Source organism: Maribacter sp. (assembly GCF_039968975.1).
GTDB lineage: Bacteria > Bacteroidota > Bacteroidia > Flavobacteriales > Flavobacteriaceae > Maribacter.
Window position 1 is genome coordinate 38,073 of record NZ_JBDVOT010000079.1, and the last position, 12,129, is coordinate 50,201.

Sequence of the window (12,129 nt, forward strand, 5' to 3'; positions counted from 1 at the left end):
TTTAATTTAAACGCCTGAAAATTGTAACTCATTATGTACTATAGTTGTTTTTCAGTAGATAAATTGAGTGATTTTTTCAGATATTAAAATAACAATTAAATCCGAAAGGATTTTAAACAATAATATTTTCAACTTAAACAACAACAAAATGCCAAAGAAAATACGATTAGGAATATTAGGTGGAGGTGGAGATTCGTTAATAGGAGTATTGCACAGAGTAGCATCTTTTATTAATGATAATTATGAAATAACAGGAGCTGTTTTTAATCCTGATTACGATACTAGCATAGAATTCGCCAAAGAAATAGATGTTCCCTTAAATAGAATTTATAAAGATTTTGATACCTTAATTGAAGAGGAATTAAAATTACCAGAAGATGAACGTATTCAAGTATGTTCTATTCTAACACCTAACTTTTTGCATTACCCAATGGCTAAGAAGTTATTGGATAACGGTTTTCACGTAATCTGTGAAAAGCCGATGACAACAACTTTAGAAGAAGCAAAGGATTTGCAGAAATCTCATGAAAATGCTGGTACTGTTTTCGCTTTAACCCACACATATACAGGTTACCCTATGGTACGCCAAATGCGTGAAATGATTAAAGCTGGTGCTTTAGGTAAAATTCATAAGGTAGATGCAGTTTATTACCAAGGGTGGATTAATACTATTATTCATGACAAGGAAAAAAGATCTTCTGTTTGGAGATTAGATCCTAAAAAAGCAGGTATTAGTTCTTGTATGGCAGATATTGGTGTGCATGCATTTAATATGGTGGAGTATACAACCGGACTTAAAATAAATAAATTACTTAGCGACTTCAATTATCTTTACGAGGATAACCAAATGGATGTTGATGGTACTGTACTTATACGTATGGGTGACCATGTAAAAGGTGTTATTAGAGGTAGTCAAGTAGCTACGGGTGAAGAAAACGGATTAGCCATTTCAATTTATGGTGAGAAAGGTGCTTTTAGATGGGAACAGGAAAAACCTAATTTTCTATATAAGTTAAGTGATACGGAGCCTACACAAATTTACAAGCCTGGTCATGCATATAATTCTGAATTGTCTTTAGATGGTACTAAACTACCAGCTGGTCATCCAGAAGGTATTTTTGATTCTATGGCGAACATTTATAAAGGTGTTGCAAGAGCAATTAGAGGTGAAAAATATAATGACGGCGAATTCCCAACTATGACAGATGGTGTTCGTGGTATGAACTTTATTGAAGCAACCGTAGATTCGCATAAAAGCGGAAATACTTGGGTAGCTTTAGAGAACTAAATTGTCATTTCAAAGTATAAAAAAGAGCCGCAATTTGCGGCTCTTTTTGTTTTATAAACTTAAAGTGAAAATTAAGAATTTACCACTTTAAAATGTTGGCATACAACAATCATACTTTCTCTTGGTTCTCTTTTGAATTCTTGTAATTCTCTGGTAAAAAAGTCCCAATGATACTTTTTCCAGCTGTCTAATGATTTGTCTCCATTTGCTTCTAATTGAGCATAAGTAGCATCAATACTGAAATACGGTTTAAGAGAAACGGCGGTGGTAGCAATGATACATTGTGCTTCACCACTCCAATTTGTGACTACTATATAATCTCCTATTTTTGGTAAAGCTTCATTACGGTTTTGTAAACCTAGTAAAGAATGTGAAATTGCCTTTCTAGCTCCGCTCTGTATTAATCTAGAGTTTTCGTTGGCATCTTGTTCATTGTCGCCAAAACACATAGTTTTTGGTGTCGTGTGAGAGACATCTTCAAGATGATTCTTCAAATAATTACCCCACATATTTCTGGCTGAAGCATTTTCCATAAGCTGATATTTTCTTTAATCTATAGGATTTAATAAACGTAATACTTTGTAATTAATTTTAATATCAAGAAAATTTACCTGCTTTTAATTGTTCAGCTGCATGATTTGCTGCTCTTGCGGTAAATGCCATATAGGTCAAAGACGGGTTAACACAACTAGAGGAAGACATAAAAGCACCGTCGGTTACATACACATTTGGTACTAAATGTACTTGGTTGTTCTTGTTGATGATAGAAGTCTTTGCACTATGTCCCATTCTGGCGCCACCCATTTCATGAATACCCAGGCCAGGTCCATTAGGTTCTTCATAAGATGCTACATCTTTAAAGCCTGCAGCTTCAAACATGTTCACAATTTCTTTCTTGATATCTTCACGCATCTTATATTCATTTTCCTTAAACTCAACGTCAAAAGCTAATTGAGGCAATCCCCATTTATCTTTTTCGGTAGGGCTAAGTGTTACTCTGTTGTCATCATAGGGTAGAAATTCTCCAAATCCTGTTACACCAATAGTCCATCTGCCAGGTTTTAATACGGATTCTTTTAAATCTTTTCCATATCCTAATTCACCAATTTCTGCAGACCAATCTCCTCTACTTGCTGTTCCTTGATAACCAAAACCGCGTAAATATCCTTCGCGTTTAGTTTCCGCATTCATGTTCACAAAACGAGGTATATAAAATCCGTTTGCACGTCTTCCTTTATAATATTTGTCTAAATACCCATCTACTTTTGCGGTTGCGCCTAATTTGTAATGGTGATCCATAATACCTCTTCCTAAAGCATCAGAATCATTGCCTAATCCGTTAGGGAAACGTTCAGATTTTGATTGCAATAAAATACCTACCGATGCCATTGCAGATGCACATAGAAAAATCACCTTTGCTTTAAACTCTAGTTTTTCATTGGTCTCTGCATCGATTACTCGTACACCTGTTGCTTTTTTAGTAGTATCGTCATATATAATTTCATGTACTATAGAATTGGGTCTCAAGGTCATGTTCCCAGTGCGCTCGGCAGCAGGTAATGTGGAAGAGTTACTGCTGAAATATCCTCCAAATGGGCATCCGCGCCAGCAACGATCTCTATTTTGGCATGTTCCACGACCTTCAAAAGTAGCATTGGGGTCTGTAATGTGTGCTGTTCTACCTATGGTTATTAAACGGCCATCATCAAATTTTTCTGCCGTAGTTTTCTTAAAATCTTCTTCAACACAATTCAATTTCATGGCAGGCTGAAATTTACCATCAGGTAATACCTCTAGCCCTAAAGCTTCACCGCTTACGCCAATATATTCTTCGACCTTGTCATACCATGGCGCAATATCTTTATATCTCACAGGCCAATCTACACCAGCGCCATCCTTTTTATTCGCTTCAAAATCTATATCGCTCCATCGGTAGCTCTGTCTTCCCCAGGTCAGTGATCTACCACCAACTTGATAACCGCGTATCCAATCAAAACGTTTTGTTTCTACATAAGGGTGATCTAAATCGTTTACGAAAAAGTGTTTAGAATCTTCGGTTGGTGCCCAAATCACTCTTTTTTGTACATGGTATTTTTCTTGGTCCTCTTTGGATAATTTGCCTTTTAACGGATAATCCCAAGGGTCATCGTTCATTGTAGGATAATCTTCAATATGCTTGACCATTGGGCCCCGTTCCAAGACAAGCGTTTTTAAGCCCTTCTCTGTTAATTCCTTAGCAGCCCAGCCGCCGCTTATTCCTGTTCCGACAACAATTGCGTCGAATATTTCATTTTGATTCATGCTTGAAATTTTATCTTTTTCTGATGGTATTCCCTATATTTATGGCAAATCTCTAAAGTATCTAGAAGAACCTGATATAATTCTTAAATATAAGATATTTTGAGAGATTTTATATCTCAAAGTCAACAACAAATTCAAACAACAACTGATAGTATATTTTTATGAAAACAATCAAAGGACCAGCCGTATTCTTGGCACAGTTTGTAGACAGTAAAGCTCCATTTAATTCCTTGGACGGAATGTGTAAATGGGCAGCTGATCTAGGATATAAAGGAATTCAAATTCCAACTTGGGAAAGTTTTTTAATCGATTTGGACAAAGCAGCTGAAAGTCAGACCTATTGCGATGAGTTAAAAGCCAAAGTAAACTCTTATGGGTTAGAAATTACAGAACTTTCAACACACTTACAGGGACAATTGGTTGCGGTTAATCCTGCATATGACTTAATGTTCGATTCTTTTGCTCCTAGTAATGTTCATGGCAATCCTAAAGCTAGAACAGAGTGGGCAATTGAAACCGTAAAAAAAGCTGCAACTGCTAGTAGAAGACTAGGATTAAAGGCTCATGCTACTTTTTCTGGGTCTTTATTATGGCATACTATGCACCCTTGGCCACAAAGACCAGCTGGTTTAGTGGAAATGGGTTTTGAAGAATTAGCAAAGAGATGGACGCCGATTTTAAATCATTTTGATAAAGAAGGTGTTGATGTTTGTTATGAAATTCATCCAGGGGAAGATTTACATGATGGTGACACTTTTGAGCGTTTTCTAGAAGCTACTGGCAATCATAAACGAGTAAACATTCTTTATGATCCAAGTCACTTTGTATTGCAACAGTTAGATTATATTACATATATAGATCACTATCATGAGTTTATAAAGTCTTTCCACGTAAAGGATTCTGAATTTAACCCAACAGGTAAAAAAGGTGCTTTTGGCGGTTATAATGATTGGGGTGATCGAGCAGGAAGATACCGTTCGTTGGGTGACGGACAAATAGATTTTAAAACCATATTTTCTAAATTAACACAATACGGTTGTGACGTTTGGGCGGTAATGGAATGGGAATGTTGTATTAAGAGCCCAGAGCAGGGTGCGCGTGAAGGTGCCAAATTTATATCTGACCACATTATTGAAGCTACAGAAAAAACCTTTGATGATTTTGCAGGTGCAGAGATAGATAAAGAAATGTTGAAGAAAATGTTGGGACTTTAAAAATAGATGATGAATAAATATATAGTAAGTGCAGTATGTGTTTTAGCTCTCGTGGCATGTAAGCAAGAAAAAAAGGAGAAAACTGAAGCGGTCGTAGTTGAAGAAACTATGGTTGTTGATAATGATTGGGAGGTATTGTTTGACGGTACTTCTTTAGATAAATGGAAGGAGTTCAAAACCGACGGAGTAAGTGATGCCTGGAAAATTGAAGGTGATGCTTTGGTATACACGCCACCAGCAGAAGGTGAAGAGAATAAAAATCATGATCTTGTTACTAGAGAGGAGTTTACCAATTTTGTATTGACATTAGATTGGAAAATTTCTGAAGCAGGTAATAGCGGTGTATTTTGGGGTGTTAGTGAGGATGAAAAATTTGGAACAGGATATCAAACTGGCCCTGAAATTCAAATATTGGATAACGATAAACATCCAGATGCTAAGGCGGGCACAACCCACCAAGCTGGTGCATTGTATGATATGGTTTCACCGGCAAAAGATGTTACTAAGCCAGTTGGGGAATGGAATACTATGGTGATTACAGTTAATCACGAAGAGCATACAGGAAGTGTTATGCTAAACGGAACAGAAATGGTAACCTTTCCTGTGGCAAACGAAGAATGGGACGCTATGGTCGCAAAATCAAAATTTGCAGGTTGGGACGGATTCGGAAAATATACAACCGGTAAAATCGGACTGCAAGATCACCATAATGTAGTAGCATTTAGAAACATAAAAATCAAACAACTTTAATAGCATATACGTATGAAAAATAGATATTCATTACTATTGTTAGTTGCTTCTTTAGGAGTGATTTCTTGTCAAGAAAAAGTAACGGTAGCTACTGACGGAGGGTTAGAAGCTGTTAAGGATAGTGTAATCGTTTATGAAGAATACATGGGCGAAGAACCAACTACACCAGAGGGGACTGAATTTTATGAGCCTAAGGTAGCAGTTGTTAAACCGGCAACGGCTAGCTCTGCCCCTAGTGATGCTATTGTACTTTTTAGTGGTGCCAATTTAGACAATTGGATCAGTACTAACGATAGTACTGCGGCTAAATGGCACGTGAACAAAGACGGTAGTATGACGGTAAATGATAAAACTGGAAACATACAGACCAAGCAGGATTTTGGAGATGTACAGTTGCATATAGAGTGGAAATCTCCTTTACCAGTACAGAGAGAAGGGCAAAATAGAGCCAATAGCGGTGTGTTTCTTAACGGAATATATGAAGTGCAAGTATTGGATCAAAATGACAATCCAACTTATGTTAATGGACAAGTGGGGTCTATTTATAAGCAGCATGTACCATTAGCTATGGCTTCTATGCCAACAGGTGAATGGAATACCTACGATATCATTTATCATGCACCAGAATTTAATGTGGATGGTGGCAAGATAAAATCTGGAGATATTACCGTAATCCATAACGGAATTTTGGTTCAAGATCATGTAGAACTTAAAGGAACAACACCTTATATTGGGTGGCCTAAAAACCCAGCACATGGTAAAGGACCTTTAATGTTGCAAGATCACGGTGACGATAGTCGTGTAAGTTTTAGAAATATTTGGGTTAGAGAACTTTAATATTTTATCAATTATAAGTTAAGGAGCAAATAAGCGTATTTCTTGTTTGCTCCTTAACTGTTTAAGTAGGGCTAGAAGATTTACAATAAATTTCTCATTTACCTTACCTTTGTCTTAATCTTAAAATGTATTTATGATTCAATCGATGACCGGCTTCGGAAAGCATGTAGTTCAACTACCTAACAAGAAAATTACGGTAGAAATAAAATCGCTTAATAGTAAGAGTATTGATTTAAATGCACGTATGCCTTCTGGTTATCGTGAAAAGGAATTAGAACTGCGAAAGTTGGTCGCTAATTCTTTGTTACGAGGTAAGGTAGATTTTAATCTTTATGTTGAGCTTACCGGTAACGAAACCTCTACTCAGGTTAATGAAGTTGCGGTTAAACAATATATGGGTCAGTTGAAAAACATTGCCGATGGTGATGACCTAAGATTATTGGAAATGGCATTGCGTTTTCCTGATGCTATGAAGACCGATAAGGAAGATATCGATGAATCTGAATATGAGGCTATAAAAGAGGCATTGAAAGGTGCCTTGGTGGAAATTAATGAGTTTAGGTCAGAAGAAGGTAGTGTTTTGGAGAAAGATTTTCTTGAAAGAATATCTTCATTGAAAAAGCTTTTAGAAGAGGTTGTAAGTATAGATCCAGATAGGCAAGCTACTATTCGTGAGCGCTTAGAAAAGGCTGTTCAAGATATAAAGGCCGATGTAGATGCAAATAGGTTTGAACAAGAACTTATTTATTATTTAGAGAAGTATGATATTACTGAGGAGAAAGTTCGCTTGGCAAATCATTTAGATTACTTCAGTAAAACTTTACAGTCAGACGATAGTAACGGTAAAAAATTAGGATTCATTTCTCAAGAGATTGGTCGTGAAATTAATACGATCGGTTCTAAGGCAAACTTTGCTCCTATGCAGCAAATAGTGGTGCAAATGAAAGATGAACTAGAGAAGATTAAAGAACAAATGTTAAACGTACTATAGATGAAAGGTGGAAAACTAATCATTTTTTCTGCGCCATCAGGTAGTGGAAAAACAACCATTGTACGCCACTTATTGGCACAGCCAGAATTGAATTTGGCTTTTTCTGTATCTGCAACTTCGCGTCCTAGAAGGGGGAAGGAAAAGCATAATGAGCACTATTATTTTATGTCGGTTTCCGAATTTAAAAATCATATCAAGAATGATGATTTTTTAGAGTGGGAAGAAGTGTATAGAGATAATTTTTACGGTACGTTAAAAAGTGAAGTAGAACGACTTTGGGCAGAGGGAAAGAACGTAATTTTCGATATTGATGTTGTTGGAGGTTTAAGAATAAAGAAAAAATTTCCTGATCAAACGTTGGCTGTTTTTGTAAAACCACCAAGTGTTGATGAACTTAAGATTCGACTTAAGAAGAGAAGTACTGAAAGTGAAGACAAAATAAATATGCGTATTGCAAAAGCATCTGTAGAATTGGCAACGGCACCTCAATTTGATGAGATTATTAAGAATTATGATCTTGATGTAGCTTTAAAAGAGGCTGTAGATTTAGTAGCATCTTTCGTTTCTGACGATAAAGAATAAATACACATGAAAAAGGTAGGATTATACTTTGGTACCTTTAACCCTATTCATATTGGTCATTTGGTTATAGCAAACCATATGGTAGAGTTTTCAGACTTAGATGAGGTTTGGTTTGTAGTAACGCCTCAAAGTCCGTTTAAGACCAAGAAAACGCTTCTAGATAATCATCAAAGATTTGAAATGGTGTATGAAGCTACCAAAGATTATGATAAGCTAAAACCTAGCAATATTGAATTTAATTTGCCGCAACCCAATTACACCATAAACACTTTAGTACATTTAGAAGAAAAATATCCTGAAGGATATGATTTTTCATTGATTATGGGCGAAGACAATCTAAAAGGTCTTCACAAGTGGAAGAATTACGAAGCTATCTTAGATCTGCACCACTTGTATGTGTACCCAAGAATATCGGAAGGGGCTATTGAGCATCAATTTAAGGATCATAAAAAGATTCATCGTGTAAATGCACCTATCATGGAAATCTCTTCTACATTTATTCGTAAAGAGCATAAAAACGGTAAAAACATCAAGCCTTTGCTGCCGCCAGAAGTTTGGAAGTATATGGATGAAATGAATTTTTATCGTTAATCTATACTATTGGCTTTGCGAAGATTATCTGTAGCTAAAAATACATCTCCTTTATTATAATACCACTTACGTACTTTAGGTATTTTAATTCCGTTTACGGTAATCATTTCAGAAAGAAAAATATATTCTCCGTCGTTTTTGCTTTCATCATGAAAAAACTGATACACTTCCATAGCATAGGTCTTAGGGTCAAAGTAGAAATACCAAGTATCGTTACCTACTTCTTTTTCATATGTAGCTTTTAAAACTAAATATGATTTGCCCTTAAAACTTTTCTTAATGACCTTGTCTTCTATTATAGTACCTGGGTCTTTTAGTTTCATTGGTAACCCATATAGGTATGTATAGTAGTTTTTCATCATTTTAGCACGGTCACAGCTAATGTTCAAACTATCTTTTATCTTAGGGAATATAGAAGTACTGCCATTTAATTTTAAGGTACAGTCGTTATTATCCAATTCAGATTCAATAACGTAATTATCTTTGGTTACTGTAGTTTTGAAATAATTACTAGGCAATTTCATTTCTACGACCGTACTACGTGGACTGCTTTTTGGATTCTCCATCTCAATTAGCATTTTGCCCTCAAAAGTAGACCAATGGTCTTCTGGGTCATGAAATGCTATTGCGCGTTCTAATAATTCGTTGCCGGTTATTTCTTGGGCATTACTTAAAACACCTGAAAGCATGAAAATGGAAAGTAAAAAATACTTCATAAATATGTGTTGTTTAAAGTGAAACTTACTTAATCTAAAGTGGCTGGTGTAACATCGGCATCATGCTCTTTGTAATACAGCTCTAGAAGATTCATGGTTGCAGTCATTAAATCTTTTGTCTCAAGCAAAATAGTGAAATACAACGTCGTGTTTTTAGGACTAGATTCTTCTGACCTAGTGCGCTCTACTTGTGCACTTATTTTTTGAGAAACCAAGTCATATAACTCTTGCTTGTTATTAAGTATAGTACCAATTTTTTCAAAAGACCTTTCTTCAAAGGCATGATAGGTATTATCTAAAATCTCTGCTAGTTTTATATCAATCTGCTTAAGCTCTTTTATTTGATTGTACTTTAATTTCTTGTGGTTATTGTTGACATGTTTATGGCTTACTTTACCTATATATTCCAATGATTGAGAAATATCGGTTAAGTGCCCCATGGCATTAATGTAGAAATTACTGGCGCCAATATGAGCTTCTTCTAAATTTTTGATGAAATAGAAGGTGTGGTTTCTTAAATCTTCAATCTCATTGGCCAATTTAGCACCTTGCTTTTTGTTTTTATGAAGCGAGTTAAGGTCCTGCTTTGCTAACCCGTTAATAGAATTAGAGTATATTTTATTCGCTCTTTTTACAACATTGGCAATGTTCTTTGCGCTTTCTTCAATAACACCTTGGATTGAGCTACTTTCTGCGCGCTCTAAAATCTCCTCTTCTTTGGTTTCTTTTAATTTTTTGGTATGTGAAAGGTAGTTCTTGCCAATTAATACGAATGCGAATATTAATAATGCACTAATTGCATAAATACCCCCTAAGTGAATAATGTAAGCGATTATTGCTGCAGCAACGAATGCTACGATTGCGGTAAAGAACCACCCGCCAATAACATTAAGTACACCTGCAACTCTATATACGGCACTTTCAGAACCCCAAGCTCTATCTGCCAAAGATGTACCCATAGCCACCATAAAAGTTACATATGTAGTAGATAAAGGAAGTTTCAATGAAGTAGCAAGAGATATCAATACACTTGCTACCATTAAGTTTACCGAGGCTCTAATTAGGTCAAAAGCAGGTTGGTCCTTTGCCTTTGCTTTTTGAGCGTATGATGTTGGTTTTATGAACTGTTGATCAATTCTCTTTTGTAAAGCTATCGGTATTATACTGTTTAAGTTTTCAGATGCTTTTATTGAAAATTTTACGATTTGTCTGGACAAATAATTTGGTTCAAAGCGTTCATCGCCTTCATCTTGTCTAGAAAGGTCTACACTTGTTTTTACTACGTTTTTTGCTTTAGAAGAAAACCATAAGGTAACCACCATAATAACTCCAGAAGCCAATAACAGATATGTTGGTGTTTGTACCGCAACAGCTAAACCTTTCATATTATACTCCGTAGCTAATTGACCGGAATTTGACCAACTTATAAAAGATTCAAAAGCGGCCAAAGGCACACCAATAAAGTTTACCAAATCATTGCCGGCAAAAGCCATTGCCAAGGCAAACGTACCTAGGATAATGATGATAGTATAAATATTCCATTTCATGAAGGTGGTTGCCATCCACGAAATTGCAAACCACAATACTAAATTGCCCAGCAAAAATAGTTCTGGGTTTTCACTAATAAACATTGATGCTTCCGGACTTAATACAGAGGTTCCTTTTAGACCTTTAATAAGAATGAAATATATAATTGCTGTAATGGCCATACCGCCAAAAATAGCACCCACCCACTTTGGCTTATCGTTAAATTTGAACGATAATAAAACACGGGTAAAAAATTGTACAATAGCACCAATGGTAAAGGCAATGACTACAGATAATAAAATTCCTATAATAATTTCAGTAGCCTTGTCAGTATTTATATAGTTGGATAAATGGGTGAAATCCCCATCTCCTGAATATATTTTTACCAATGAAATGGCTACTGCAGCACCTAACAACTCAAAAACGATAGATACCGTTGTTGAAGTAGGCATACCCAATGTGTTGAAAAAATCGAGTAAAAGAATATCGGTGATCATAACGGCCATAAAGACAATCATGATTTCGGCAAAGACAAACTCTGACGGATTAAAGATTCCTTTTCTTGCTACTTCCATCATTCCACTAGATGATACTGCTCCAAAGGCGATACCTACACTGGCAACAAGCATAATGGTTTTAAAGGAAATTGCTTTTGACCCTATTGCTGAATTTAGAAAATTGACGGCATCATTACTGACACCAACAATTAAATCTGTTATGGCTAAAACGGCCAACGCAATAATCATGAATAAATATATGTTCTCGCCCATCAAAAATCTAAATAAGGAACAAAAATGATATTATAAATTATCATTAAGGTTAACATAAGGTTATGAAGTTAATATCGTATACTTTGCAATGATGGTTAATACATGCAAAAAAACCAAGTTTAGTGGATGAAAATACTAATTTCTTTTTGAAAATGATTTTTTGTTTTGATATCAAAATCACTTTTTAAACAAAAGATCAGGTAAAATGTAGATGAATACGCTGAAAGATTATTTTGTTTTGTTCGCAGCTAATGCTATTGAGCTGATAACATCATCTGTTGTAGTGCTTATTTTAGCAGTAGAAGGCAGTGCTATTTGTTTAGCATATAAAGTCTCTAAAACTTCAGTTTGTTCTCCTTCTTTAACGGTAATTTCTAGGTTTATCGGTTCGTACCCTACAAATTGAACCAAAATATTATGCGTGCCTGCAGTAATATCGTTAAATTCAAAATTACCTCTAAAATTTGTATGTGTAGAAAGAGTTGCGTTGTCTATACTTACCGTAGCCATTAACAATGGTTCATTAAAAAACTCGCCGTCTAAAATTTTACCTTTAATAGAA

At 35.5% G+C, this 12,129-nt stretch carries 12 protein-coding genes; 7 read left to right on the top strand and 5 right to left on the bottom strand.

Going from position 1 to position 12,129, the window contains the following annotated elements; translation table 11 throughout:
* Positions 1 to 148 precede the first annotated feature (148 nt).
* On the top strand, positions 149 to 1,288 hold the full coding sequence (locus ABJI11_RS05700) for a Gfo/Idh/MocA family oxidoreductase (RefSeq protein WP_348350238.1): 1,140 nt from the start codon (positions 149 to 151) through the stop codon (positions 1,286 to 1,288).
* Positions 1,289 to 1,359: 71 nt separating this feature from the next.
* On the opposite strand, the gene ABJI11_RS05705 is transcribed toward ABJI11_RS05700, so the two are convergent.
* Together ABJI11_RS05705 and ABJI11_RS05710 are read right to left on the bottom strand one after the other, a co-directional pair.
* Positions 1,360 to 1,821 carry an ASCH domain-containing protein gene (locus ABJI11_RS05705; protein ID WP_348350240.1) on the bottom strand — a complete coding sequence of 154 codons (462 nt, stop codon included), beginning with the start codon at positions 1,819 to 1,821 and terminating at the stop codon, positions 1,360 to 1,362.
* A gap of 64 nt (positions 1,822 to 1,885) precedes the next feature.
* The gene (locus ABJI11_RS05710; protein WP_348350242.1) at positions 1,886 to 3,589 is read right to left on the bottom strand and encodes a GMC family oxidoreductase; all 1,704 of its coding nucleotides are present in this window, start codon (positions 3,587 to 3,589) and stop codon (positions 1,886 to 1,888) included.
* Between the two features lie 161 nt (positions 3,590 to 3,750).
* Here ABJI11_RS05710 and ABJI11_RS05715 point away from each other — a divergent pair, with 161 nt between their 5' ends.
* The 6 genes from ABJI11_RS05715 (at position 3,751) to nadD (ending at position 8,554) form a co-directional block, all read left to right on the top strand.
* Positions 3,751 to 4,803 carry a sugar phosphate isomerase/epimerase gene (locus ABJI11_RS05715; protein ID WP_348350244.1) on the top strand — a complete coding sequence of 351 codons (1,053 nt, stop codon included), beginning with the start codon at positions 3,751 to 3,753 and terminating at the stop codon, positions 4,801 to 4,803.
* A 6-nt stretch (positions 4,804 to 4,809) separates the two neighbouring features.
* A complete protein-coding gene (locus tag ABJI11_RS05720) occupies positions 4,810 to 5,553 on the top strand; it encodes a DUF1080 domain-containing protein (protein ID WP_348350246.1) in 744 nt (247 codons plus the stop codon).
* A 12-nt stretch (positions 5,554 to 5,565) separates the two neighbouring features.
* The gene (locus tag ABJI11_RS05725; protein WP_348350248.1) at positions 5,566 to 6,390 is read left to right on the top strand and encodes a DUF1080 domain-containing protein; all 825 of its coding nucleotides are present in this window, start codon (positions 5,566 to 5,568) and stop codon (positions 6,388 to 6,390) included.
* A 133-nt stretch (positions 6,391 to 6,523) separates the two neighbouring features.
* On the top strand, positions 6,524 to 7,381 hold the full coding sequence (locus ABJI11_RS05730; RefSeq protein ID WP_348350250.1) for a YicC/YloC family endoribonuclease: 858 nt from the start codon (positions 6,524 to 6,526) through the stop codon (positions 7,379 to 7,381).
* Entirely contained in the window at positions 7,382 to 7,963 is a 582-nt protein-coding gene (gmk, locus tag ABJI11_RS05735; RefSeq protein WP_348350252.1) for a guanylate kinase, read from the top strand.
* Between the two features lie 6 nt (positions 7,964 to 7,969).
* Entirely contained in the window at positions 7,970 to 8,554 is a 585-nt protein-coding gene (gene nadD, locus ABJI11_RS05740) for a nicotinate (nicotinamide) nucleotide adenylyltransferase (RefSeq protein ID WP_348350254.1), read from the top strand.
* On the opposite strand, the gene ABJI11_RS05745 is transcribed toward nadD, so the two are convergent.
* The 3 genes from ABJI11_RS05745 to ABJI11_RS05755 form a co-directional block, all read right to left on the bottom strand.
* Positions 8,551 to 9,270 carry a DUF6503 family protein gene (locus tag ABJI11_RS05745; protein WP_348350256.1) on the bottom strand — a complete coding sequence of 240 codons (720 nt, stop codon included), beginning with the start codon at positions 9,268 to 9,270 and terminating at the stop codon, positions 8,551 to 8,553. The genes nadD and ABJI11_RS05745 overlap by 4 nt on opposite strands.
* 29 nt (positions 9,271 to 9,299) lie before the next feature.
* The gene (locus ABJI11_RS05750) at positions 9,300 to 11,567 is read right to left on the bottom strand and encodes an inorganic phosphate transporter (protein ID WP_348350258.1); all 2,268 of its coding nucleotides are present in this window, start codon (positions 11,565 to 11,567) and stop codon (positions 9,300 to 9,302) included.
* 228 nt (positions 11,568 to 11,795) lie between these two features.
* Positions 11,796 to 12,129, bottom strand: a 334-nt coding sequence (locus tag ABJI11_RS05755) for a carboxypeptidase-like regulatory domain-containing protein (RefSeq protein ID WP_348350260.1), incomplete at its 5' end; no start/stop codon positions are given.